This window comes from Vibrio sp. qd031 (genome assembly GCF_002100145.1).
Classification (GTDB): domain Bacteria; phylum Pseudomonadota; class Gammaproteobacteria; order Enterobacterales; family Vibrionaceae; genus Vibrio.
The window spans coordinates 1-24,868 of the sequence record NZ_JXQD01000025.1; the positions used below are offsets into that span (position 1 = coordinate 1).

Sequence of the window (24,868 nt, forward strand, 5' to 3'; positions counted from 1 at the left end):
AGACTAGAACGTTGATAGGCAGGGTGTGTAAGTGCTGCGAGGCATTGAGCTAACCTGTACTAATTGCCCGTGAGGCTTAACCATACAACACCCAAAGGGTTTTGATGGACTCAAAGTAAGAACTTTGAATGTGTAAGAGAACAGATACGAGAAACGAGCGTCGAGAGACGAGTTTTTTGCTACAGCTTTCCAAAGTTAAATAGAGACGATAGATGACTCGCTTCTCGCGACTCGCCTCTCGGCTCTAAACAAATTTGCTTGGCGACCATAGCATTGTGGACCCACCTGATTCCATGCCGAACTCAGAAGTGAAACGCAATAGCGCCGATGGTAGTGTGGGGTTTCCCCATGTGAGAGTAGGACATCGCCAGGCTTTAAATTAAAGTGATACTTGCTTAGGCGAGTAATACCACTGCGGAGTGGTAGTTCAGTTGGTTAGAATACCGGCCTGTCACGCCGGGGGTCGCGGGTTCGAGTCCCGTCCACTCCGCCACTTTTTCAAAGACAATGTTAAGTCTCTAAAATAACTGCAGGGGTGTAGCTCCAATTGGCAGAGCAGCGGATTCCAAATCCGCGTGTTGGGAGTTCGAATCTCTCCACCCCTGCCATTTTCGAAGGCTCTGACTTAGGTCAGAGCCTTTTTCGTTTTCGCTTTTTCTAAAGTGATGTGTTGTGAGTTGGAGTGTTAGCCCGGTCGAATCTCCGGTTGGCTTTCCTGGTACCCCGAGCAATTTTTAAGGCCTCACTCTTTGTTAATAGAAAGTGAGGCCTTATATTAGTGGTTAAGTTTATTGCTTTGTTTAATCTGGTTTTTTACACTTTGCTGGCATAAAAGTAAGTTAAGTAAAAAGTCGCCTACAGCTTTGAGTGTGTATTTACCCTCCTTAGATAATAAATATCGATGTTCAACTCACTACTATGAACTCGTACATGTTGTCATAGTGGCTCCAATTAGCATGGCAGTTACAATATATTTGCTTGTTAAGATTCCTAATCCTAGAGCGTTGATGGCTTTGTTCATAATTCTCTCCTGAAACTATCGCGAAATACTTTTGTTCACTATAGCGGTTATGCTTAAGGTTTATGGGAGATGAGCTGAGTTTTGGATAATTGTTAACGTATTGTTTTTAAATATGTAATAGGGAGCTCAGGGTTACATTTGCATACAAAGTGTTTCTATTTGACGTATCTCTGAACGATTGATAGCTAAAGTGGTGTCAAGGGCAAAGTTGCCTGGAACTTGATTGATTTAGGCGAGACTGTAGTAATTGTAATTAAAACAATTATTGAAGAGATTCTTGTGTTGTTTCACTTTAAGCACCTTGAACTTAGACGTTGCTGATTTGCTGAGTGAAGTAATAAAACGTTAAAAGTACTGTGCAAATCACACAAAATCGCTTAAGATTTGCGCCCTCCCAATGCCACTAGGTGGCGTTGTCCTGACTTGATATCAGATTAGAGTATTTAAAATATGTTTACACCAGAATTACTATCGCCAGCCGGTAGCCTTAAGAACATGCGTTATGCGTTTGCTTATGGCGCTGATGCGGTTTACGCCGGTCAACCTCGATACAGTCTTCGCGTTCGAAATAACGAGTTTAATCACGAGAACCTACAAATAGGAATCGACGAAGCTCACGAGCTTGGAAAGCGATTCTATGTGGTTTGTAATATCCAACCGCATAACTCAAAACTCAAAACCTTTATACGCGATCTCAAACCTGTAGTAGAAATGGGGCCAGACGCACTAATCATGTCAGATCCTGGTTTGATCATGATGGTTCGTGAAGCTTTCCCGGATATGGCCATTCACCTCTCAGTTCAAGCAAATGCGGTTAACTGGGCTACAGTGAAATTCTGGAGCACACAAGGTGTAGAGCGTGTAATTGTATCGCGTGAACTCTCTCTTGAAGAGATTGCAGAGATCCGCGAACACTGCCCTGAGACTGAATTAGAAGTGTTCGTACACGGCGCGTTGTGCATGGCTTATTCTGGTCGCTGTCTTCTATCTGGTTACATGAATAAGCGCGATCCAAACCAAGGTACTTGTACTAATGCTTGTCGTTGGGAGTACAACGTAGAGCAAGGCAAAGAAGACGAGTCGGGTCAAATTGTCGAAAAATTTGATCCTACTGCCCAGGCTATTGAGGTTCAGGACGAAAGACCAGAAACAACGATTGGTGCAGGAAAACCGACCGACGAAGTTGTACTGCTGTCAGAAAGCCACAAGCCAGATGAGAAAATGGCCGCATTTGAGGATGAGCATGGTACTTACATCATGAACTCTAAGGATCTTCGTGCGATTCAACACGTGGAACGCTTAACTAAAATGGGTGTCCATTCGTTGAAGATTGAAGGACGTACTAAGTCTTTCTACTACTGTGCACGTACCGCTCAGGTTTACCGTAAAGCCATCGACGACGCGGTAGCGGGTAAGCCGTTTGACGAATCTTTAATGACTACCCTAGAAAGCTTAGCTCACCGTGGATACACCGAAGGGTTCTTACGCCGTCACACACACGATGCATATCAAAACTATGACTATGGCTACTCTATTTCTGATTCACAACAGTTTGTCGGTGAGTTTACCGGTAAACGAGATGGTGATTATGTTGAAGTCGAAGTTAAGAATAAATTCTTAGTGGGTGACAGTCTTGAACTGATGACGCCAAACGGCAATGTTGTGTTTAACCTTGAAGCGATGAAAAACCGTAAAGGCGAAGTCATTGACGACGCTAAAGGTAACGGCCACTTCGTGTTTATACCTGTGCCAAAGGATTTGGACCTCAACTTTGCATTGCTTATGCGTAACTTGAGTGAGGGGCAGGATACCCGTAATCCAACAGGTAAATAGGTATGGCGCTCAAAATTAAGTCTAACTGCATTAATTGCGATATGTGTGAGCCAGAGTGCCCCAATAACGCCATTAGCATGGGAGACGAAATTTACGAAATAGATCCCGATCTTTGCACAGAGTGTAAAGGTCACTATGACGCACCAACCTGCCAGTCAGTATGTCCCATTACTAAGTGCATCATTACCGATCCACAGCGAGTGGAGACTGAAGAGCAGCTTCTTGATAAGTTTGTCATTATTCAGGGATTAGCTTAGCCTGTTTCGTCACTCACAGACAAAAATGCCCAGTATCGACTGGGCATTTTTTATTTTTTAGGTACCGTCAGTACAGTACTTATTCTGAATCAAACCCACCTAGGGCATCATATAAGTTTGGCAAAAAGACCTCGAACTCTCCACAAATGAGCGCCATATCGGCATCAAAGCGAGCGTCTTTATCCTCACGCGGAATGTCATCGTTCTCGTCTTTTAGCTCATCCGAAAACTTAAGGCGTTTAATACTGCCATCGTCGGCTAGGACAAACTCAATTTTATCTTCCCACTGTAACGCCAATTTGGTTACAAGTTTATCCAGCTCTAAGTGTTGCTTGATTTCGTCACTGAACAAGTTTTGATTTTTACAGCGAATGACGCTGTCGTCGGTAACTGACTTAAGCTCAGCTTCCATCAACACTTCGTAGTTTGCTGGGGCGCTATCTTGCTTAATCCATTGCGTGAGCGTCACTTCGATTGCGTCGTTTGGAATCGCTGGAACGACAGGTAGGCTGCCAATTGACTTACGCAGCAATGCAAGAGCTTCTTCTGCTTTCGTGTGGCTGCTGCTATCGACAACGACCAGGCCTTGCTTCTTTAAAATGACAATGGGAATAAAAGTACTTTTGGTAAAAGCTTTAGGGAGCAGGTCAATCAACACTTCATCTTTAAGCGTGTCTTTCTCTTTTTTGGTTAATGCACGTGACTCGTCAGCTTGGGCAAGCGCAACTTTTGATTCTACCTGATCTTTAACGACTGAAGCCGGCAAGATTTTCTCTTCTTTGCGAGCTTTAAGAAGCAAGTTATTGCCGACCGCATGGATAAGCGTATCGCCCAACACTGAACTCCAGCCAAATTTTTGTTTGTCTTGGCTACCACATGGCGTAAAAGCAAATTCAGCCAGCTGGCTTTCGAAGGTTTCTAGGTTATCGTCCAGTTCTTTGTTTAGTCGGTAAACCAGCGCGTTCTTAAACCACATATTTTTGTCCATCATGTCTCAAAGTAGGTCAATCATAGGGATTTTTAGATAAATTTCTATGATTTTTAGCGTGGTATGACTAAATGAATATTGTGTGATATTTTGATTGCACAATTCACATTAATGTCATACAAAACATTGATAATCCGTCGCAACGTTATGGAATAAGGGTTTATTGACTATGGCTATTCGCGTTCTCATTGTTGAGGATGAAGCTCCAATTCGCGACATGTTGACTTTGGTGCTTGAACAACAAGGCTATCAAGTAACAGCAGCTGAAGACTACGATGCTGCGCTGCGTTTAATTTGTGAGCCTTATCCTGATCTAATCTTATTGGATTGGATGCTACCTGGTGGTTCGGGCATTAATCTTATTAAGCACCTCAAACGTCAAGAAATGACACGCAGTATTCCCGTTGTGATGCTTACGGCTCGTGGCGAAGAAGAAGATAAAGTGAAAGGCCTTGAAGTCGGTGCAGACGACTACATCACTAAGCCATTTTCTCCTAAAGAGATGCTTGCACGCCTTAAAGCGGTTATTCGTCGTGTCTCTCCGGCTGCTCTAGAAGATGCCATTGAAGTGCGCGGACTAAAGCTAGATCCTGTATCGCATCGTGTATCGGCGGATGAGAGTCCAATCGATATGGGACCGACAGAGTTCAAGATGTTGCATTTCTTCATGACGCACCAAGAGCGCGTATACAATCGCGAGCAGCTTCTCAACTACATTTGGGGAACCAATGTTTATGTGGAAGATCGTACGGTTGACGTACACATTAGACGATTGCGCAAAGCACTAGAGCCAACAGAGCACGACAAGTTGGTACAGACGGTACGTGGTGCTGGTTATCGTTTCTCAACCAAAGTATAAGGTTGATAATAAACTGAGATGATTGAAAAACTGACCTGGAAAACGCTGCTTTGGCAGCTCAGCTTGTTTTATCTTCCGTGGTTCTTTATTGGTTGGCTCACCGGTAGCTACGCCAATTTTTTGCTATTGGGATCGGTGATCCTAATCGCATGGCAGACAGTCAATCAGAAGCGCTTATCGGACTGGTTATTTAGCGATAGGCGCCTTAGTCCTCCTAAAAGCAGTGGCAGCTGGGAGCCTTTACTCAACGGATTATATCGTTGGCAAGGACAGCATCGACGTAAGCGTCGTGATCTGTCTAATCTGATTCGTCGCTTTAAAAACGGTGCAGAATCTCTACCCGATGCCGTTGTCGTATTTCGCAGTGAAGGACAAATCGTCTGGTGCAATAGGCTCGCGCAGCAGCTGCTTGGTTTTCGATGGCCAGATGACAGTGAGCAATCTATCTCTAACCTCATTCGCTCCCCCGACTTCATTAAATACTTACGTCGCAATGAGTTTGACGAGCCACTGCAAATGCGGTCGCCGCGTAATGTAGAGAATATTCTTGAATTTCGAATTGTTCCTTACACCGAAGGGGAGCATTTGATGGTGGTGAGGGATATTACTCAATTGCGACAACTCGAAGGTATGCGAAGAAACTTCTTTGCCAATGTTTCTCATGAATTGAGAACCCCGATGACGGTGCTAAAGGGCTATCTCGAAATGATGGAAGATCCCGCAATGGTGCCAGGCCTTTGGCCTAAAGCACACGGTGTGATGACTGAGCAGCTTAATCGAATGAATGGGCTAGTAGAACAGTTACTGACATTGTCAAAGATCGAAGCCGCTCCTCATAATGCTCTCGATAATGTCGTAGAAGTGCCCAAAATGTTGTCAATATTAGAAGATGAAGCCGTTGCACTCAGTGGTGGTCGCCATAAGATTGTGTTTGACGTCGATACTGAGTTACGCGTGTTTGGCGATGAAGATCAACTTCGCAGTGCGATGTCCAACTTAGTGTATAATGCCGTTAAATATTGTGGTGAAAACGCAACCATCAACGTCACCTGGAAGCGCAAGGGGACAGGTGTTCTATTTTCGGTGAAAGATAATGGTGTGGGCATTGAGGCTAAGCACTTACATCGATTGACCGAGCGATTCTACCGGGTCGACAAAGCGCGCTCTCGGGAGAGCGGTGGCAGTGGACTAGGCCTTGCGATTGTTAAACACGCACTGAATCACCATGAATCGATGTTGCAAGTTGAGAGTGAAGTAGGGAAAGGGAGTCATTTCTATTTTGAATTTCTACACAACTGGGTGGCTTAGCAGAAGACACGTAGATGAACGCAATAAGAGAGTAAAGGCGGTCAATGGGTAATCTCTTTCACCCTGCGAAGGTACTTTGTTTTATCGTTTTACTAATTAGCGTCCCGCTACAAGCGAAATTAATCGATTATCAAAAACAGCCCTCACTTCGCGGCGAAATAAATTCAGTAGGCTCAGACACTTTATCCACGTTAATGGATGAATGGGTGTCTGAGTTTACGCGTCTATACCCTAGAGTAAACATCCAGGTACAAGCCAGTGGTTCTTCTACAGCAGTACCTGCACTTACGGAGGGCACAGCGCGATTTGGGCCAATGAGTCGCCCAATGCGCGACAGTGAAATTGACGCATTCAAACATGCCCATGGGTACCCTCCTATTCAACTTAAAGTGGCCATTGATGCTGTCGCTGTTTATGTCAATAGTCGTAACCCTATTGATGCGTTAACCATTGGTGAAATTGACGCTATTTTCTCTGCAACCAGACGCTGTGGACTGCCGCAATCCATTCGTAAATGGGAGCAGTTAGGTGTGTCCGAAGATTGGTCTCAACGTACAATTCAAAGCCTCGGGCGAAACTCGGTCTCTGGGACCTATGCTCAATTCAAAGACTTGGCATTGTGCCAAGGTGACTTCCACCGACAGGTCAATGAAATGCCCGGATCGGCATCGGTGGTGGAATCGGTTGGTCGAGACATTAGCGCTATTGGCTATTCCGGTGCAGGGTATGAAACATCCAGTACCAAGATTATTGGAGTGATCGGGTTTGATAATCAAGTGACCTACCCGATATATCAAGATATCGTCGGTGATAGGTACCCGCTTTCTCGTTACTTATATCTCTACATCAATAAAGCCCCTAATATTCCGATGCAAGCGGCAGAGCGCGAGTTCCTAAAATATATTTTCTCCACTGAAGGGCAAGCCATTGTTGAGAAGGTTGGTTATATTGCGGTTTCTCCTGAAGTAGCAGAAAGTGAGTTAAGTAATATCTCGTCAGCAAGCCTGGGAGAGTAGCGGTGGCATTTAACTTACAGGAAAATAACAGCAAAAGATTAAGGCTAGATCGTATAGGTCGGTGGACTGTCAGTATTGGTGGTGTAAGCATATTGGCAATGCTTCTGCTTATCTTTGTTTTCTTAACGATGGAACTTATTCCCATCTTTAACCAAAATAATCGGCTCTCTGAAGGCACCGACAGTTTGGTGCTACCAAAGAACGCACGAGCCATTTACGCCAGTCAAGTTAGTGACACTCTCTATGCAGTGGACGATCAAAATGAGTGGTTCCAACTGTCGACGCCCACACCTGTAGCAAAAAGAGAGTCATATATTCACCCCGGCTTTACACCGATTAATCGCGGTCGCGAACTGTGGCGTATGGAGACTTCGGGCAGCAATCAAGTCGATGTCTATTCATTAGATGACACTGTCGCCACCTCACACAGCATAGAGTTGCCTGTCGAACTCAATCAGGTGCAATCCTTATCGTATGTTGCTAAAAGCCAAAGTCTAACCTTGGTTGGCACAACAGATAGTGAGTTGTTTACAGCTTACTTGAGCTCAACAGGCAAGCGTCAGGTAACGGTGCTCAATAGGCAGCGTCTCGCTATTGAGGGTGTTGCATTATCCAGTGCCGGTGACGGACTTCTGTTGTGGGGAAAGGATAGTATTTTGATCAGTCGCCTTAATGGCGCCGATATCCACACGTTAGCGACGATTGAAGGCATTGACGAAGATATCGTAGAGGCGCATTTGATACCAGGAAGTTTTGGCTTTGTCGCGCAAACGGCAAGTGGAGAACTACAATATTGGTCGATGTTATCCCTTCAGCAAGGTTTTCAGATCCAAAAATTAGCGCACCTCGATATGGATGATCCGCACGCTGAATGGGACTTAATGCATCGTCACCGAACCGTACTTATTTTTGAACCAAGCAAAGGGGTGACGGCTTGGCAATTGACCAACAATACGACTTCTGAACTCCTTTATTTTGACACCGCAGTGTCAGAGTCGGTCAATTTTACCTATTTACCTAACATCGACAAAGCGGTGTGGTGGAGCGGGGAGCTGCTACATCGCCTTCCAATGCGGGGCTATCGACCTGAATTGTCACTTAAAAATGTGTTTGGAAAAGTGTGGTATGACGGCTATGAAGAGCCTGAGTTTGTATGGCAAACAACAGCGCTGGCAGATAACTATGAGGCTAAGGTCAGTTTAGTGCCGCTAGTCTTTGGTACAATCAAAGCCGCTTTCTATGCCATGCTGTTTGCAGTGCCAATAGCCATTGGTGGCGCCATTTATACCGCGTATTTCATGTCATCGACGCTACGAGCGTGGGTGAAGCCGACCATTGAGTTAATGGAAGCGTTGCCTACCGTTATAATCGGCTTTCTAGCCGGTTTATGGCTTGCACCAATGATAGACGAAAACCTGGTAAGCAGTGTGCTCTTTTTATTGCTGTTTCCACTGCTTATTGTACTGGTATCTTTTATCTGGTCGTGGGTACCCAAAAAGGTCACCAGCAATATCCCAAGTGGTCTGCACCTAATCACTGTTGTGCCGATGATTATTTTCTCTTTGCTGCTAGCCCAATGGGGCGCACCAATCATTGAAAATGGCTATTTTTTTGGCGACGTTCAAACCTACTTAGCCGATCGTGGTATCGCTTATGATCAGCGCAATAGCCTTATTGTGGGAATTGCGATGGGGTTTGCGGTCATTCCAACCATATTTACGTTAGCCGAAGAGGCCATTTACTCTGTCCCTAAACACCTTTCCCAAGCAGCGTTTGCATTAGGCGCGTCGAAATGGCAGGCTCTGAGCAGCGTCGTACTACAAACCGCCAGCTCCGGAATTGTGTCAGCGATTATGGTGGGACTGGGCAAAGCCGTTGGTGAAACCATGATAGTTTTGATGGCTACGGGTAATACGCCAGTCCAGGAATGGAATATTTTTGAAGGCATGCGTTCACTCGCCTCCACAATTGCGATTGAAATGCCGGAGTCGGAGGTTGCGAGCAGTCACTATCAAATACTCATTCTGTCTGCATTTTTGCTGTTTGTATTTACTTTTTTACTCAATTCATTGGCCGAGATGATTCGCCAACGATTGAGAGAAAAGTATCGATCTTTGTAATCAGTCTGGAGCTTGAACAAAATGAAATGGTTACGAGATGGAACAGGATGGGTTTGGTTAACTGCGGGAATGCTAGGTATTGCGCTGTTTTCTGTATTTAGCGTTTTGTTGATCGTTGGCTGGCAAGGGTTATTTTATTTTTGGCCTCAGTCACTGATTGAGTGGAATTCAAATGACACCCAATCAAGGATCATTGGTCAGATCTATCAGAAAAACAGCAGCAATTGGCAGCCCGTAGATGAAGAGCTATGGACGATTAAAGTCGCGAATCGAGGCTATAATGATCTGGACTTTATCACGGTTGCTCGCAGTCAATTGCAAGACCCTTTAACACCTAAAGATGTAGCGGTTGTTGGTCGTTTAAAAGGTGGGGACTTTTTTGGGCGCGTTGTAGGCCTGAAAACGGAGCTCGACGGTATTATCGAACCTTCTATAGAGAGCATTGAACAAGTTGTCGATGCGGCGCAAAACAGTCGCGATACCATTGAATCTCTAACAGATGACAATATCAAAGCAAAAGCCTATCTGATTGAACAACTAAAACAGAAGCTGTCTCAACCAATTAATGACAGTGGTTCACGTGTTCTCGCACAAGAGATAGCACGGTTGGAGGAACAGGTAGAAGCTTCTGAGTTACGAGTGACGGAGCTTCGAGAAGGGCTCATCGCAGAGCAATTAATAGTCGAAGAAATGGGGGGAGCTAAGGTCGCTATCCCTATGTTACTGGTTGAACAAGTCTATTTTCCCAATGCGATGAATACCTTTGAAAAAACCACTCATTGGTTGGTGCAAATAGGGCGATTTATTTCAGATAACCCGCGCGAGGCGAATTCCGAAGGGGGGGTCTTCCCTGCGATATTTGGCACTGTGTTTTTGGTGATCCTTATGTCAATTGTTGTTATGCCTTTAGGCGTGATAGGCGCCATCTATTTGCACGAGTATGCAGGCAATAACGGGTTCACTAAAATGATCCGAGTCGCGGTGATTAATCTTGCGGGTGTGCCTTCTATTGTGTATGGCGTATTTGGACTCGGTTTCTTTGTCTATTCGTTTGGAGGCAGTATTGATGCTCTGTTTTACTCCGAGAAGTTGCCGACACCGACGTTTGGCACACCAGGGTTGCTCTGGGCTGCGTTGACACTTGCTTTGTTAACGCTGCCTGTTGTGATCGTCGCAACAGAGGAAGGGTTGTCCCGAATTCCACCGGGTTTAAAAGATGGCGCTTATGCGTTGGGAGCCACCAAGTTTGAGACCATATGGACGTTAGTATTACCTATTGCAAGACCTGCACTGCTTACCGCCTTAGTGCTAGCGATTGCTCGAGCTGCAGGAGAGGTTGCGCCCTTGATGTTGGTGGGTGTGGTTAAACTTGCCCCTAATTTGCCCGTGGATGGTCAGTACCCCTTTATTCACCTAGAACGTAAATTCATGCACTTAGGCTTTCATATCTATGATGTCGGCTTCCAAACCAGTAACTTGGAATCCGCGCGACCTTTAGTTTATGCTACGTCGATGTTGCTATTGACTGTGGTGGTGGGGCTTAACCTCACCGCAATCCGTATTCGTAATAACCTTCGTAAGAAGTATCAAACAATGGGAATGGAGTAATATGTCGTCGAGTTCCGCCTTTACATTTAATGCGCCGACGCGTATTCAAGACCTACCCAGCGAAAAAATCGCCATTGATATTGACGATTTTAGTTTGAGCTACAACGACACGCCTACACTACACAACATCAGTATGCGTATACCAAAACGCCAAGTGACAGCATTCATTGGGCCCTCAGGTTGTGGTAAGTCGACGCTGCTTCGAAGTATTAATAGGCTTAATGACTTGATTGAAGGCTGTCGACTGAGTGGTGATATCAAAGTTCACAACAAAAACGTCTATGACGCCGATGTGGATGTCTCTAAGCTTCGACGCCGGGTTGGAATGGTTTTCCAAAAGCCGAACCCATTTCCCAGCTCCATATACGACAATGTCTGTTATGGTCTTCGCTTACAGGGAATCAAAGAGCGCCGCACCTTAGACGACGCCGTTGAAAAGGCGTTGCGAGATTCAGCGCTGTGGAAGGAAGTAAAAGATAAACTCCATAGCAACGCATTCGAGCTTTCAAGTGGACAACAGCAACGCTTAGTTATGGCCAGAGCGATTGCTATCGAGCCGGAAGTGCTGCTATTGGATGAACCCACCTCATCCCTTGACCCAATCTCTACGTTGACCATTGAAGAGCTTATAAACGAGCTTAAAACGCGCTACACCGTTGTGATTGTCACTCACAATATGCAGCAAGCTGCCAGAGTGAGTGACTACACGGCGTTCATGCATATGGGGAAATTGGTCGAATATAGAGATACAGACTCACTCTTTACCTCACCAAGGCAAAAGCAAACAGAAGACTACATCACGGGCCGCTACGGCTAATAGTACGCAGGGATTACACAGGGTAATACAATGCAATTTGGACGACACATATCCGAGCGCTTTAATGTCGAACTCGAAGCCATACGCAGTAATGTATTGGCTATGGGCGGGATGGTTGAGCAGCAGTTTGCTTTTGCTATGCAAGCGTTGCACAAGCAAGATTTTGAGCTTGCCCGCCAAGTGGTGAAAGATGACCGCAAGGTGAATGCCATGGAGGTAAGCATTGATCAAGCTTGCACTCGTATTATCGCTAGGCGACAGCCAACGGCTAAAGACCTGCGTTTGGTGATGGCAATTATTAAGACCATTACCGATTTAGAGCGAATTGGGGATGTTGCCAGTCGTATCGCTAAAGCGGCCATTGAGACACCGAACACAGAACCTTATCAAAAGTATCGCTCTGCGTTAGAAGCGCTAAGCCAAAAAGCACTCAATATGCTGCATCAAGTGCTCGATGCGTTTGCTCGAATGGATGTTGAAGCGGCAGGAGAGATCTACAAGTTGGATGATGACTTAGATAAAGAGTACAAACAGGTAGTTAAACACCTAATGGAATTTATGCAAGATGATCCAGACACCATTCCCGATATTCTTCAAGTCATGTGGTCTGCGCGCGCCATAGAGCGAGTCGGAGATCGATGTCAGAACATCTGCGAGTACATCATTTATTTTGTAAAAGGAAAAGATGTGCGTCACCTCGATGAGGATGAAATTGCCGATCTTCTCCGTTGAGAAAGCAATCAGTGTTGAAGTAAGACTATTTAAATAGCTGTGTGACCGCCTGGATCTTGTCAAAATCGGTTACAGGGATAGAAAAATCATCAACATCCAAACTTCCCATGGTTGCATCCACGTTTCGATATTGCATGTTACTGTCGCGTAGGGTTTTACCCGATAAATGAACTTCACGAACCCCAGTTTTTGCGACAATATTAGCGACATTAGCCTGATTAATGCCGGCGCCCGCCATAATCGATAAGCGGCCATTTGCCTGTTTAACCATGCTAGATAGAGTTTCAATGCCCCGTTCTGCGCTCGCTTTACCACCAGAGGTCAGTACACGCTCAACCCCTAGAGAAATGAGTGGGTCTAGGCCGCCGATAGGGTCGTTACAGTGATCGATGGCGCGGTGAAACGTTACTCCTAATGGACCCGCTAGTGCAACGGCTTCACGGCAGAACTCTTGGTCGATATTACCATCCGCATGCAACGACCCTATTACGATACCATCAAGATTAGCTTGTTTGGCTTGATGTATATCGAATAACATCTGTTCTTTGTCATGATCGCTAAATAAGAAGTCTCCTTGCCGAGCCCTAATCATAGCGTATACCGGAATGTTGCAATGGCGCCTAGCCAAACTCATCAGCCCAGCGCTTGGGGTTAAGCCACCGACTTCAAGTGAGGAGCACAACTCTATTCGCCCAGCGCCGGCTTTGGCGGCAATCAGCAGTGACTCTATATGGTCAACACACACTTCAGTAAAAACAGGCATCAAAACACCTTAGTTAGTTAAGTGGTTGTAACAATAGCAAAAAAGCCAGCACTGAGTGCTGGCTTTCATCAATTTTACGGTTTGTTGGCGAGTTACTTAGCAAAATCTTGTGTACTAATTACTTAGCCTTTACCTTGATTGCTAATTATTTAGCAAGGTCACCTTCGTGCTCAGATAGGAATGCAGCAACACCTGTTGGAGATGCATCCATACCTGCTTTACCTTCTTCCCACTGTGCAGGACAAACTTCACCGTTTTTCTGGTGGAAGTTTAGTGCATCAACCATGCGAAGCATTTCGTCAATGTTACGACCTAGCGGAAGATCGTTAACCACTTGGTGGCGAACTAGACCATCTTCGTCGATTAGGAACGAACCACGGAAAGCAACACCATCTACTGGATGCTCAACGTCGTACGCTTTGCAGATTTCGTGTTTTACGTCAGCAATAAGTGGGTATTTTACTGGACCGATACCGCCGTCTGCGATGTCGGTGTTACGCCATGCGTTGTGAGAGAACTGAGAATCGATTGAAACACCGATTACTTCAACGCCTTTGGCTTTAAAGTCTTCGAAACGTTTGTCGAACGCGATCAGCTCTGAAGGGCAAACAAAAGTGAAATCTAGAGGATAGAAAAAGACTACCGCTTTTTTGCCTTTAGTGAACTCTGCAAAGTTGAATGAATCAACGATTTCGCCATTACCAAGAACAGCTGCAGCAGTAAAATCTGGTGCTTGACGGCCTACTAGTACCATGTGAACGCTCCTAAAATTTAATGTTTTGCCCGTATGGGCTCCTTTAATCTCGAGACATACTATAGTACAGATTTCATGATTGAAAAAAGCGAAATAAACGAATTGAAACAATCGAAAAAAACGATTGCACGTGGTATATAAAAGGTTAGCCTCAAACAATACAAACTAAAGAGAGTGATATGCAGAAATGGCCCAGCCTAAAACAGCTTAATTATTTGGTAACTTTGTATGAAACAAGGCACTTTGGTGAAGCCGCGCGGCGATGTTTTGTCAGCCAGTCAACATTAAGTAAAGGCATTCAAACGCTCGAAGAGACGGTGTGCTGCACATTGTATGAAAAGAAAGACAGCAAAAGTCCTTTGGTGTTTACCGCAATGGGAGAGAAGATTGTTGCCAGCAGCCGTGAGTTACTTGCCAAAGCTCAAGATCTGGTGGAACTAGGTGCATGCGGTGAAGGGCGAGAAATGGAGGGAGAGCTCCGTGTTGGGTGTATTCCAACAATCGCACCGTTTTTATTGAGTGATTTGGTGCAAGAGGTTAATCGTCGATATCCCAACTTAACCATGCTATTGCGTGAAGACACCACCAGCAACTTACTTGAGGCGTTGCAAAATGGCCAGTTGGACGTGTTGATACTAGCGCTACCGGTTGATATTGGAAATATGGCAAGCAGAGTCGTCGGGCAAGATCCTTTTCGTATGGTGATTAGTCGTGATCAAGTTAACGCGATTAAAATTCCAATTAGGTATAAAGATTTACCCGATGAGTCGGTCTTTTTGTTAGAGAACGAGCACTGTCTTACCGAACATGCTGTATCGGCTTGTCGCTTAACCGAAAAAGAAAAAATTAACCCTTTTACTGCAACGAGTCTTCATACTTTGGTTCAAATGGTGGCCAACGGTCTAGGGACCACCTTTATCCCTCAAATGGCTATTGACCATGGATTGCTCGACAACCAGAGCCTAGTCGTGATTGAGCCTCCAGGTCAGTCAGCGTATCGAGATATAGGCTTGGTATGGCGTCCTAGCTCATCACGTATCTCTACATTTGAGCAGTTGTCCGAGTTGGTGAGTGACTTGCTATAGAAGTGGTAGATAAATGCTCGATGATTAGACTAATATCTAATACAAAGTGTTGAGTTACGGCAAGGATAAACAATAGCAAAGACCGTTTAGAATGGTGTTTATTTTCCGTCAATTGCCGTCTTTAAACAGGTTAATCCACAGTATTGCAAAGAGGTGGTACGTGCAGATTAGTGTTCAACACGACGAAGAGCTGCGCGCAATTCGTGTGAGCTGCAACTATACCATCCCTAGCAGCTGAAGTGCGTCTACGATCTTGCATATGCTTGCGATAATCTCACACGGTTTAGTCCGAAATGTGCACTTACATTTCGCCGATTTCAGCCAGAAGGGCAGGCTTATTGATAGATAAAACGTCACTAATATAGAACTATTGCCTAAATATCTTCCATGTTTGAAATGAAATTTAGTTACGTAATTTTCTGCAAAACTTAAACAAACTCGCGGAAAAGTAGAATAGTTTGAATTTCACATTTTGTTTGCTTTAGGTCTTTTACTCTAGTCTCTATTAGTGTAGTTTTTGGTCTACACACGGGGTGTGATAAATATATTAACCCTAATAGATACAATGATTTATATTTTTTTTATACCTAGTTCTTTAGTTAATATTAGGAGGAGTTTTGGGATTGAAAGAAAAAAGCAATTTCAAACTGATATCTCAATATGCATCTTGGAAAACACTTTTGCGTTCGAACAATTAAATGTCCCTCCGTTTTTATTGACTGAGTTCAAGGGAGATCCTCTTCAATTAATGCATTAACAGGCTCAGTTGAAGACTTTAAGTTGACACTGGTATTGTGAGCAAATACTTAAGTGAATAACTGTTCCCTAAACTTGTGGCTTTTCCACACCACCGCTAACCATTGGTTAGCGGTTTTTTTATGCAATTAACGTGATCGAAAGCTCAAATTGACCATCCAGCGTACGGTTTTGTTACAAATAGTAATAGAAGTATTGAAAAGTGTCGTATAATTGTGTTCTCAATCTTGAGACGGATATTTGGTCTTAGGTTGTATAAATTTAAAGCGTACAGATTGCATAATAAACTAAAAAACTAGAAGGATAGTTGAGATGGGAACGCAATTCCGAACGGATTCGGTACCTGGTTCACTAGTCGTCGTCGGTGGTGCAAGGGAACCTTGGTTGCCAGTGTTAGAACAAGTGGGGTGGCAGTGTCATAACTGCGCCGATTTACGAAAAGCGGATACGCTTTTTGCTCAGCTTGGGCCAAGCATTGGTATTGTCGATCTAAGTCGTGACGAGTTCAGTCTTCACGGGTTAGCTAATTTAGTTAGTAGTCACAAACAGGTTCGTTGGATAGCTTTCATCCGCGAAAACCAGCTTAAATCAGATACAATCTGCCAATTTATCGTTAATTTCTGTATCGATTTCTTTACCGCGCCAATTCCAGACGCTCAGTTGCATAGCACGATTGGTCACCAATTGGGCATGCTGAAGCTAGAGAAAAAAGTGTGGCCTGAATTAGGATCGAGTAACGATCTTGGGATCGTCGGGCAATCCATACAGGTTAAACGCCTACGAGACCAAATTAAGCGAATTGGAGCGACAGACGTCAGCATATTGGTGTTTGGAGAGGCCGGTAGTTACAAAGACCATGTTGCCAGAGCTGTTCATACCAGTTCATCGCGCTCTAAAGGCCCGTTCGTGCCAGTCAACTGCGGTGCAATTTCAGAGGCGCGTATGGACAAAGAGCTATTTGGTAACTGTGAGCAAGGGGACAGTTGCATCCTCGAGCAAGCCAATGGCGGGACGCTGCTGCTGACCGAAATTATGGGAATGGCTTACAGTCAACAAGTGAAGCTATTGCGATTTATGCAGGAAGGGTCAATTGAGACACCTAACGGCGTAAAGGAGTTGGATGTTCGTATTCTCGCAACAACCAGTGCCGATATTGAGCGCAGTTTGACCGATGGAGACTTTAATGAAGAACTCTACCACCATCTCAATGTATTGAGAGTCAATGTTCCGAATTTAAGAGATAGGAATGGTGACATAGAGGTCCTCGCTAAGCATTTCTTAGAGCAGTATTCACGAGAATACAACTCACAGGTGCGCAGTTTCTCTGAGGATGCGATAGATGCATTATCGCAGTACCACTGGCCGGGCAATGTTCGTGAGTTAGATAACCATATTAAGCGTTTAGTGCTTATGGCCGATTCGGTGGTTCTCACAGAGCAAGAACTCGACCTACCAAAACGTTCTGACGGCAAACTGAGTCTCAAAACGATTCGTGAGCGTTCTGAGCGAGACGCTTTACAGATGGTGCTAGAGCTTCATGGAGGCCATGTGTCACCAGCGGCTAAAGAGCTTGGTATATTACGAGCGACTATGTATAGGTTGTTGAATAAACATAACTTGATCTCAGAAGGTCGTTTATAACCAGTGCTAAGAATCATGTGAATACGAAGGAGTCAATTTGGCTCCTTTTTTGTGCCTATTATATTTAGGCTCGGTACAGCGATCAACGCCAGAGGAACTCTCCAATATCTATGTGCAACCAGCCTCTCAATTAGAGGATCCAATGGGTTGAGTGAAAATGTTTCGACTTTTGTTCTTTTTTTGTTCTAAGTGGTTGATTCATTCTATTTAGAATGTATCCTATAAATGTATATAAAATACAGCGATTAATTAATTTTCAAGGAGGTCATTATGTTTAATTCAAATCATTCAATAATGATCTCTGCTGTCAGTAAATCATTCATTGCACCTACTATGGCGCCGTGTTTTGGTGTTCAAACTCCGAACAGTACTGATATCAATTAATTAATCCGCCTCTCTATTTAGGGCTGCGGAAAATAGCAGCCTAACCAAAATGTTTCTATTTTCTGTACCTTGAATCAATAGCACTGACTCAATATATAAGGAAATAGTTATGCGTCATTCTCTCTACATTCAACTCGCTAAATTTCTTCTACTCGCTGACGTAAATGCCGAGCAAAGAAAGTGGCAAAGAAACGCTCGTCGGACGCAGTATATGCTTCCATACGAAAGTAAGCACTTGCTAAAAGACGTTGGTTTGGACCGCGATGGTTTTGCAAACAAACACAATGGGGTAACTGTCCAAGCGGTTGAGCGCCGTGTAAGACTTATTCGATATGTTTTAACTTCTAGACTGGTTACGTAATGCTAGGGAGGGGCGGGAGACCCCCCTCCCTAATTTGGTACGTCTATAGCATGACTCATCGAAATATATTTATTTCCATGCCCCGTTAACGTCATAAATAATGACCTTAATTATTATTTTATGATGCGGATTGGCACATAATGCTCTACTTAAAATACGGTTATTGAGCTAATGCAAATTAATTAATTAGCATCACTTCTTTTTACCTCTAAGGATTGATTTGTACTTATTTGTCTCGGCGACGATGAAGCATGCTTGAGAATTGAGGGTTTTTTGTTAATGTGATGTTGCTTTTTTGGGCGTTCAGCACGTAAACTGAATGAAACCGCAGGAGGCGTCTATGCGTAAGCAACAGTTAGAGCATTGGGTGCATGCCGATAAACAGGCAGACCACGCAATTCCGAAAATCTTTGTGATCAGTTGTGCTGACTCAACCAGTTATCAACTCGCGGTCGAGTTTAAGCATAAACTCGAGCCGATTGTTATTGAAGGGCAACCCATTAAGTATGCATCCATCGATCAAGTGAAAGATGAGCTTGCTCGGTTGGGCGTAGATTCGGCGTATTTGAGATTACACAATGCGTATGATGAGTGTGGTCCTGATCCCGTTCAAATGTATCATGACATAGAGTTATCCATAATAAAGCACTGACCTACCATCGTGATGTGAGTTTGACTCTCTAGCGTTGGTTCGACGAATTTAGTCCGTCGATTAAAATCTGCTTAGTAAACCCTTTTCTTAGGTAAAACCCTCTAGGCCTTGTTTTAATGCGATTTCCAGACTCACCGTAAGCGTCTGTAAGAGCTTGTCCGTTTGCCGCTTTTGGCCGCAACTGCATCGCTTCACCAATTCGTGCCGAGATACTTTGTACCTTTCCCAATACTACAAGATCCATGATTTCGTCCCAGTCTTGCTGAAGTTGCGCATCTTGATCTGGCGTTGGTGTCCACAATATAGGAAAGCCGACAACACGGTCGCCTACAGGCACTTCACGTTCTCCAAGTACAGGCACCCATAAGACTTTCGACAATTTGTTCTTAACGTGGCTTTTATCCCACGTTAATCCTTGCACGCCAATCAATGGTGCGACGCACACGAATGTGGTTTCTAATGGGTTTCCAGAATAATCCACCGGTATGGTTTTCAATTCGATGCCTAGGTCTGGAAAATCTTGCTCTGGTCTGCTGCCAGCGGCTGCGCCCAAATGGTGCTCGATAAGTTGACCAACCCAACCTTTTTCTCGCCGCAGATCAACGGGTACAGACATGTTCACTTCCTGAGCGAGTTCAGTGAATGTTTTTCCATAAAGTTGATTGGCACGCAAGATCAATTCTTGCTCATTACAAGGTGTCGATAGCATTTCTTAAGGCAGTTTTCTTCGTGGTCACGCGATCTTCCACTATTTTAAAATGTTTTTCCACAGCTTATTTGAGTTTATCTACAAGTTGTTTCGAAAGCGCGGTAACTTCTTCAATGTATGGTTAAATTAACAGGGGTTTTTAATGAGATTGAATAGTGATTGAGTCTTGATTTTTTTGAAGTAGGTCTACTTTGTGTGGATAAGTTCAAAGGTGGTTTTTTTTTGCTCGATCGTTAAAGATCAAAATTTGCACAACAAAGTTGAGTCTGAATTTCGAGTGGATTAATTGGTAAGTTCATGAAAGTATGAGGTAAAAGTCAAATTCCTTGATTGTGGAGAAAAAGACACTCGCACGGTTGTTAGTCGACTGTTGACAGATTCCTGACGCTTGCACACATGGTTATTCACAGAATAGGTGAATAATTGTGAATAGACCTTGCTTTGGGTGAATTTGCTTTGAGAATAGGCCAAATCGCACAGTGAATTGGGATTTTCACTGGGGTTGGGTCATAGTTCAACAAGTTGGGCTGTGAGTTTGATTGCGCCCACTGGGGATATGTGGAAGAATCTCTACAAATACAAAAATATTGAGGTTAGCCAGTGATCGATGGCGATGGTTACCGCTTAAATGTGGGAATCGTAATTTGCAATAACCACGGTCAAGTATTCTGGGCTAAACGATATGGACAACATTCATGGCAATTTCCGCAAGGTGGAATTGACGAGGGCGAATCAGCGGAACAAGCAATGTACCGCGAGCTCTATGAAGAGGTAGGTCTCACTAAACAAGACGTCACAATTGTTGGCACCAGTCGCCATTGGCTGCGATATCGGTTGCCCAAACGTCTTGTTCGTTGGGACTCTAAGCCTGTCTGTATTGGTCAGAAACAAAGATGGTTTTTGCTTAAACTCACAAGTGATGAGTCAAAAATAGACATGAACAAAGGTAAATCACCTGAGTTTGATGGATGGCGTTGGGTAAGCTACTGGTACCCAGTAAGACAAGTGGTTTCGTTCAAGCGTGATGTATATCGTCGAGCAATGAAGGAGTTTGCTCCATTAGCGATGCCTTTCAAAGAGCGTAAACCGCACAAAAAGAAAAAATTTAAACGAGGATAGTCATGCTGAATCAACTAAGGGACATAGTTGAACATGTATCTAGAGTTGAAGATGTCTATCAAGCGTTAGAAGTCTTTGTAAACGAGACACAAAAAGCAGTGCACACGGAGTGTTGCACTGTTTATCTTGCCAACGATTCGTTTCAACGGCTCGAACTTATGGCAACCAAGGGCCTTACCTACGATGGTGAGACCATCCATATCCCTTATAGTGAGGGTCTAGTAGGGCTTGTTAAACGCTCCGCCGAACCCATCAATATTGCAAAAGCTCAAAGCCATTCTGCGTTTAAGTATTTCCCCCAACTTGGAGAGGAAGTGTATCAGGCGTTTTTGGGCACCCCTATTATTTACCGCAAGCAAGTGCTTGGGGTCGTGGTTTTACAGCAACGCGATTCTCGCCAATTTAGTGAAACCGAAGAAGCTTTCCTAGTGACTTTGGCCGCTCAGCTTGCCGTGATTATTGCGCACGCACGTGAACAGGGGCATTGGCTGATTGACGATAAAGGGCTCAATTCGCTCAATGGTATTGCAGCCTCTCCAGGCGTCGCAATAGGCCCTATCTGGCGAGAAGAAGTCAGTATGCGCCTGCATGATGTTCTGCCAGCTTCGACCATAAACGTGGAACGTGAGTTGGAGTGGATGGCTGTTACTATAGAAAACGCGCTGATCGACTTTAGACGAATGCGTAAGAAGCTTGATGGCGATATCAACAAAGATGCGTTAGCGATTTTTGACCTCTACACGCACTTACTTAACGATCCCATGCTACGTGGCGATCTTAAAAAACAGATCCAAAAAGGCGACAGTGCGGATTGGGCGTTGCGCCAAATTATTGAAGCGTACTCAAATCGATTTCTAAAAATGTCTGACGCTTACCTTAGAGAACGAGCGCAAGATATTCGAGAGTTGGGGGAACGACTGCTCTTTTTCCTCCATAACTCGCAGCGACCGCAATTTGACATTGATAAGCCCGTCATCGTGGTCGTAAGAGAACTGACGGCTACATTACTCGCGGCGATCCCTAAAAAGTATCTATTGGCAGTCGTCTCTCAAGAGGGGGCGACCAACTCGCATGCAGCCATATTGTCACGTGCTCTCGGTGTACCAGCCGTCATGGGTGTCGGTATTTCAGATACTGTCGCCGCAGATACAACGGCCATTATCGACGGCTACTCGGGTGAGGTCTTTATTGATCCACCTAAAGCAATAATTGACGAATATGATGCTCTGTATGACGAAGAAAAAGAGCTTTCTTCGTTGGTGGATCAGGACATTGCGCTTCCTTCACAAACCTTAGACGGTCGTGCTATCACCTTACTATTGAATGCAGGGTTAAGTGCCGATTCAAGTATTGCAATTAACGCAGGGGTTACAGGGGTTGGGCTGTACCGTACAGAGATATCTTTCATACTTAAGCAGCGTTTCCCATCGGAAGAAGAGCAGGTTAATCTTTATGGGAATGTCTTAGAGGCTTACTCAGGGCAAAGTGTTGTAATGAGAACCTTAGATGTTGGGGGAGACAAATCGTTACCTTATTTACCCATTCAAGAAGAAAATCCGTTTTTAGGCTGGCGCGGCATCCGGTTTACTCTCGACCACCCCGATATTTTTCTTATTCAAATTAGAGCGATGTTAGTCGCGAGTATTCAGCGCAATAACCTATCTATATTGCTGCCTATGATCTCAAACATGCAGGAGCTTGACGATTCGTTAGAGCTTATAGAACAAGCATTCACGGAAGTTAAAGAGCAATACCCCAATGTGCGCCGACCACGAATTGGTGTGATGATTGAGGTGCCATCCATGTTGTATTTAGTTCCACAACTGGCTCAAAGTGTCGATTTTGTTTCGGTAGGTACCAATGACTTGACCCAATATCTGCTTGCGGTTGATCGAAACAATACCAAAGTGGCGAATGTTTACGAATCGGTGCATCCGTCCGTACTACGAGCGCTCAAACTATTGTTAGACAGTTGTCAGCAGCACAATTTACCCATCTCTATATGTGGTGAACTAGCGGGCGACCCAGTAGGGGCAATCTTGTTGGTGGGAATGGGCTATCAAAGTTTGAGTATGAACAGCGCTAATGTGGGACGAATAAAGTATGTATTGCGTCACGTAGAACACAGCAAACTTGAGCGGTTAAATGAGCAAGTAATGAGTATGAATCATTCCAGCGAAATCCATCAGCATTGCAAACAGTTTTTAGAACAACAAGGCTTGGCCGGATTTGTTCGCGCTGGTAAGTCTTAGTAGGGCCCCTTCTGTGTGATGAATGCCATTTGTCATAGATATTAACGACTTTTCGATACCATGGTATGGTAAAAACCCTTGTCACCGCATTTGAACGACATGCATAATGTTTTGAAATGAGCGGCGTTATCCGCTGACTACCCTAGGAAATAATTGTAATGAGTACCGAATTTGTGACCTTTCCTCAAATCGATCCAGTATTGATAGAGATAGGTCCTTTAGCCGTACGTTGGTATGGGTTGATGTACCTGTTTGGCTTTATGTTTGCAATATGGTTAGCCAACCGTCGAGCCGATAAGGCAAACAGTGGATGGACGCGAGAACAAGTGTCTGATCTTCTGTTTAGTGGATTTCTTGGTGTGGTCATTGGTGGCCGTGTTGGTTATGTCCTCTTTTACAACTTTAGCGAGTTCCTCGGTAACCCACTGTACCTGTTTCAAGTATGGACAGGTGGGATGTCATTCCACGGTGGCCTCCTAGGCGTTATCACCGCGATGTATATCTACGCTAAGCGCAATCAGCGTACCTTTTTTAATGTCGCGGATATGGTCGCTCCTTTGGTTCCTTTTGGTCTAGGTTTAGGTCGAGTCGGTAACTTCATGAATGACGAGCTTTGGGGTCGCGTTACTGATGTTCCATGGGCGGTAATGTTTCCAAGTGGCGGATACCTACCAAGACACCCTTCACAATTGTATGAGGCATTTCTAGAGGGCATTATACTGTTCGTTATCCTCAACCTGTATATACGCCACCCTCGTCCTGCAGGGGCTGTTTCAGGGCTGTTTTTGGCCGGCTATGGCACATTCCGTTTCATCATCGAGTACTTTAGAGAGCCAGATGCCCATTTAGGACTGTTTGGCGATTGGATCTCGATGGGACAAATACTATCTACACCTATGATTCTTATTGGCTTTGCAATGATGGTGTGGGCATACAAAAATAATTCGACACATTCAACCAAATAGAGATTGCGTTCATGAAACAGTATTTAGACCTCTGTCATTCAATTATTGAACAAGGGAAATGGGTAGAGAATGAGCGCACCGGAAAACGTTGTTTGACGCTCATTAACGCCGACCTAGAGTACGATGTAGCAAGCGGTGCATTCCCACTGGTAACGACTCGAAAAAGTTTCTGGAAAGCGGCAGTTGCTGAGCTGTTAGGGTACATTCGCGGCTATGATAACGCTGAAGATTTTCGACAGTTAGGCACCAAAACTTGGGACGCCAACGCCAATGACAATCAGGTGTGGTTGAACAGTCCGTTTCGAAAAGGCCAAGACGATATGGGCCGAGTCTACGGGGTTCAAGGTCGCCATTGGGCAAAGCCCGACGGTGGTGAAATTGATCAATTGAGAAAGATTGTTGATGATTTAACTCGTGGTCACGATGATCGCGGCGAGATCCTAAACTTTTATAATCCAGGTGAGTTTCACATGGGCTGTTTGCGTCCGTGTATGTACAGCCACCACTTCTCTTTATTGGATGGGGAGCTGTATTTAAACAGCACACAGCGTTCTTGTGACGTTCCACTAGGCCTTAATTTTAATATGGTTCAAGTCTACGTCTTTTTGGCCATTATGGCGCAAATTACCGGTCACAAACCCGGAAAGGCGTATCATAAAATAGTAAACGCACATATCTATGAAGATCAGCTAGAGTTAATGAGAGATGTGCAACTAAAACGTGAGCCTTTGGCTGGCCCAACGTTTCATATTAATCCAGAAATTAAGACTTTAGAGGATCTTGAAACATGGGTGACCCTAGATGACTTTAGTGTCGAAGGTTACCAGTGCCATGATCCGATTAGGTACCCGTTTTCAGTGTAATTGCG

21 protein-coding genes, 2 tRNA genes and 2 rRNA genes are annotated in these 24,868 nt (G+C 44.5%); 21 read left to right on the forward strand and 4 right to left on the reverse strand.

From position 1 onward, the window contains the following. From ST37_RS11965 to ST37_RS11990, 6 genes are all read left to right on the forward strand, one after another. Nucleotides 1–84: ribosomal RNA gene (locus tag ST37_RS11965) — 23S ribosomal RNA — on the forward strand; the annotation flags it as partial. A 173-nt stretch (nt 85–257) separates the two neighbouring features. Next, nucleotides 258–373 (forward strand): 5S ribosomal RNA (rrf, locus tag ST37_RS11970). 43 nt (nt 374–416) lie between these two features. Continuing rightward, nucleotides 417–493, forward strand: a tRNA-Asp gene (locus ST37_RS11975). 38 nt (nt 494–531) lie between these two features. Continuing rightward, nucleotides 532–608 (forward strand) — tRNA-Trp (locus ST37_RS11980). Nucleotides 609–1,471: 863 nt separating this feature from the next. Then, entirely contained in the window at nt 1,472–2,854 is a 1,383-nt protein-coding gene (gene yegQ / locus ST37_RS11985) for a tRNA 5-hydroxyuridine modification protein YegQ (protein ID WP_084886692.1), read from the forward strand. A 2-nt stretch (nt 2,855–2,856) separates the two neighbouring features. Beyond that, nucleotides 2,857–3,111, forward strand: coding sequence for a YfhL family 4Fe-4S dicluster ferredoxin (locus tag ST37_RS11990; RefSeq protein ID WP_084886694.1), 255 nt, complete (start codon nt 2,857–2,859; stop codon nt 3,109–3,111). A 79-nt stretch (nt 3,112–3,190) separates the two neighbouring features. Here the strand turns inward: ST37_RS11990 and rdgC are convergent, their stop codons facing one another. Beyond that, nucleotides 3,191–4,087, reverse strand: coding sequence for a recombination-associated protein RdgC (gene rdgC / locus ST37_RS11995; RefSeq protein ID WP_084888106.1), 897 nt, complete (start codon nt 4,085–4,087; stop codon nt 3,191–3,193). A 181-nt stretch (nt 4,088–4,268) separates the two neighbouring features. Here rdgC and phoB point away from each other — a divergent pair, with 181 nt between their 5' ends. The 7 genes from phoB to phoU are packed head-to-tail and all read left to right on the forward strand — an operon-like array spanning nt 4,269 to nt 12,559. Further along, on the forward strand, nt 4,269–4,958 hold the full coding sequence (phoB, locus tag ST37_RS12000) for a phosphate regulon transcriptional regulator PhoB (RefSeq protein ID WP_084886696.1): 690 nt from the start codon (nt 4,269–4,271) through the stop codon (nt 4,956–4,958). An 18-nt stretch (nt 4,959–4,976) separates the two neighbouring features. Continuing rightward, a complete protein-coding gene (phoR, locus tag ST37_RS12005) occupies nt 4,977–6,266 on the forward strand; it encodes a phosphate regulon sensor histidine kinase PhoR (RefSeq protein WP_084886698.1) in 1,290 nt (429 codons plus the stop codon). Between the two features lie 44 nt (nt 6,267–6,310). Further along, entirely contained in the window at nt 6,311–7,282 is a 972-nt protein-coding gene (locus ST37_RS12010) for a phosphate ABC transporter substrate-binding protein PstS family protein (protein WP_084886700.1), read from the forward strand. 2 nt (nt 7,283–7,284) lie between these two features. Further along, entirely contained in the window at nt 7,285–9,402 is a 2,118-nt protein-coding gene (locus ST37_RS12015) for an ABC transporter permease subunit (RefSeq protein WP_084886702.1), read from the forward strand. 12 nt (nt 9,403–9,414) lie between these two features. Further along, nucleotides 9,415–11,010, forward strand: a complete 1,596-nt coding sequence (gene pstA, locus ST37_RS12020; RefSeq protein ID WP_172400994.1) for a phosphate ABC transporter permease PstA — start codon at nt 9,415–9,417, stop codon at nt 11,008–11,010. 1 nt (nt 11,011) lies between these two features. Next, nucleotides 11,012–11,827, forward strand: a complete 816-nt coding sequence (gene pstB, locus ST37_RS12025) for a phosphate ABC transporter ATP-binding protein PstB (protein WP_084886706.1) — start codon at nt 11,012–11,014, stop codon at nt 11,825–11,827. A gap of 30 nt (nt 11,828–11,857) precedes the next feature. After that, nucleotides 11,858–12,559: a phosphate signaling complex protein PhoU gene (phoU, locus tag ST37_RS12030; protein ID WP_084886708.1), complete on the forward strand. Its 702-nt coding sequence runs from the start codon at nt 11,858–11,860 to the stop codon at nt 12,557–12,559. A 25-nt stretch (nt 12,560–12,584) separates the two neighbouring features. Here the strand turns inward: phoU and ST37_RS12035 are convergent, their stop codons facing one another. Continuing rightward, nucleotides 12,585–13,322, reverse strand: coding sequence for a copper homeostasis protein CutC (locus ST37_RS12035; protein WP_084886711.1), 738 nt, complete (start codon nt 13,320–13,322; stop codon nt 12,585–12,587). Nucleotides 13,323–13,467: 145 nt separating this feature from the next. Continuing rightward, entirely contained in the window at nt 13,468–14,076 is a 609-nt protein-coding gene (locus ST37_RS12040) for a peroxiredoxin C (RefSeq protein ID WP_084886713.1), read from the reverse strand. 179 nt (nt 14,077–14,255) lie between these two features. Here ST37_RS12040 and ST37_RS12045 point away from each other — a divergent pair, with 179 nt between their 5' ends. The 4 genes from ST37_RS12045 (at nt 14,256) to ST37_RS12060 (ending at nt 18,955) form a co-directional block, all read left to right on the forward strand. Beyond that, a complete protein-coding gene (locus ST37_RS12045; protein WP_084886715.1) occupies nt 14,256–15,161 on the forward strand; it encodes a hydrogen peroxide-inducible genes activator in 906 nt (301 codons plus the stop codon). 1,068 nt (nt 15,162–16,229) lie between these two features. Next, complete coding sequence (locus tag ST37_RS12050) at nt 16,230–17,558, forward strand: sigma-54 dependent transcriptional regulator (protein WP_084886717.1); 1,329 nt, start codon at nt 16,230–16,232, stop codon at nt 17,556–17,558. Nucleotides 17,559–18,051: 493 nt separating this feature from the next. Continuing rightward, nucleotides 18,052–18,303 (forward strand): DUF1127 domain-containing protein, encoded by a 252-nt coding sequence (locus ST37_RS12055; RefSeq protein WP_084886719.1) that lies wholly within the window; start codon nt 18,052–18,054, stop codon nt 18,301–18,303. A gap of 340 nt (nt 18,304–18,643) precedes the next feature. Further along, nucleotides 18,644–18,955: a DUF6482 family protein gene (locus ST37_RS12060; protein ID WP_084886721.1), complete on the forward strand. Its 312-nt coding sequence runs from the start codon at nt 18,644–18,646 to the stop codon at nt 18,953–18,955. Nucleotides 18,956–18,983: 28 nt separating this feature from the next. Here ST37_RS12060 and mutH read toward each other — a convergent pair whose 3' ends face one another. Continuing rightward, nucleotides 18,984–19,664: a DNA mismatch repair endonuclease MutH gene (gene mutH / locus ST37_RS12065; protein WP_084886723.1), complete on the reverse strand. Its 681-nt coding sequence runs from the start codon at nt 19,662–19,664 to the stop codon at nt 18,984–18,986. Nucleotides 19,665–20,264: 600 nt separating this feature from the next. Here mutH and rppH point away from each other — a divergent pair. From rppH to ST37_RS12085, 4 genes are all read left to right on the forward strand, one after another. After that, nucleotides 20,265–20,783: an RNA pyrophosphohydrolase gene (rppH, locus tag ST37_RS12070; protein WP_084886725.1), complete on the forward strand. Its 519-nt coding sequence runs from the start codon at nt 20,265–20,267 to the stop codon at nt 20,781–20,783. A gap of 2 nt (nt 20,784–20,785) precedes the next feature. Then, nucleotides 20,786–23,035 (forward strand): phosphoenolpyruvate--protein phosphotransferase, encoded by a 2,250-nt coding sequence (ptsP, locus tag ST37_RS12075; protein WP_084886727.1) that lies wholly within the window; start codon nt 20,786–20,788, stop codon nt 23,033–23,035. Nucleotides 23,036–23,193: 158 nt separating this feature from the next. Beyond that, nucleotides 23,194–24,000: a prolipoprotein diacylglyceryl transferase gene (gene lgt, locus ST37_RS12080; protein WP_084886729.1), complete on the forward strand. Its 807-nt coding sequence runs from the start codon at nt 23,194–23,196 to the stop codon at nt 23,998–24,000. Between the two features lie 11 nt (nt 24,001–24,011). After that, complete coding sequence (locus ST37_RS12085; RefSeq protein ID WP_084886731.1) at nt 24,012–24,863, forward strand: thymidylate synthase; 852 nt, start codon at nt 24,012–24,014, stop codon at nt 24,861–24,863. The last annotated feature ends 5 nt before the right edge of the window (nt 24,864–24,868 follow it).

Excerpts from the sequence above, each read along its gene's own strand:
- yegQ (WP_084886692.1), top strand. The coding sequence starts at position 1,472 with ATGTTTACACCAGAATTACTATCGCCAGCCGGTAGCCTTAAGAACATG.
- ST37_RS11990 (WP_084886694.1), top strand. The coding sequence starts at position 2,857 with ATGGCGCTCAAAATTAAGTCTAACTGCATTAATTGCGATATGTGTGAG.
- rdgC (WP_084888106.1), bottom strand. The coding sequence starts at position 4,087 with ATGTGGTTTAAGAACGCGCTGGTTTACCGACTAAACAAAGAACTGGAC.
- phoB (WP_084886696.1), top strand. The coding sequence starts at position 4,269 with ATGGCTATTCGCGTTCTCATTGTTGAGGATGAAGCTCCAATTCGCGAC.
- phoR (WP_084886698.1), top strand. The coding sequence starts at position 4,977 with ATGATTGAAAAACTGACCTGGAAAACGCTGCTTTGGCAGCTCAGCTTG.
- ST37_RS12010 (WP_084886700.1), top strand. The coding sequence starts at position 6,311 with ATGGGTAATCTCTTTCACCCTGCGAAGGTACTTTGTTTTATCGTTTTA.
- pstB (WP_084886706.1), top strand. The coding sequence starts at position 11,012 with ATGTCGTCGAGTTCCGCCTTTACATTTAATGCGCCGACGCGTATTCAA.
- phoU (WP_084886708.1), top strand. The coding sequence starts at position 11,858 with ATGCAATTTGGACGACACATATCCGAGCGCTTTAATGTCGAACTCGAA.
- ST37_RS12035 (WP_084886711.1), bottom strand. The coding sequence starts at position 13,322 with ATGCCTGTTTTTACTGAAGTGTGTGTTGACCATATAGAGTCACTGCTG.
- ST37_RS12040 (WP_084886713.1), bottom strand. The coding sequence starts at position 14,076 with ATGGTACTAGTAGGCCGTCAAGCACCAGATTTTACTGCTGCAGCTGTT.
- ST37_RS12045 (WP_084886715.1), top strand. The coding sequence starts at position 14,256 with ATGCAGAAATGGCCCAGCCTAAAACAGCTTAATTATTTGGTAACTTTG.
- ST37_RS12050 (WP_084886717.1), top strand. The coding sequence starts at position 16,230 with ATGGGAACGCAATTCCGAACGGATTCGGTACCTGGTTCACTAGTCGTC.
- ST37_RS12055 (WP_084886719.1), top strand. The coding sequence starts at position 18,052 with ATGCGTCATTCTCTCTACATTCAACTCGCTAAATTTCTTCTACTCGCT.
- ST37_RS12060 (WP_084886721.1), top strand. The coding sequence starts at position 18,644 with ATGCGTAAGCAACAGTTAGAGCATTGGGTGCATGCCGATAAACAGGCA.
- mutH (WP_084886723.1), bottom strand. The coding sequence starts at position 19,664 with ATGCTATCGACACCTTGTAATGAGCAAGAATTGATCTTGCGTGCCAAT.
- ptsP (WP_084886727.1), top strand. The coding sequence starts at position 20,786 with ATGCTGAATCAACTAAGGGACATAGTTGAACATGTATCTAGAGTTGAA.
- lgt (WP_084886729.1), top strand. The coding sequence starts at position 23,194 with ATGAGTACCGAATTTGTGACCTTTCCTCAAATCGATCCAGTATTGATA.
- ST37_RS12085 (WP_084886731.1), top strand. The coding sequence starts at position 24,012 with ATGAAACAGTATTTAGACCTCTGTCATTCAATTATTGAACAAGGGAAA.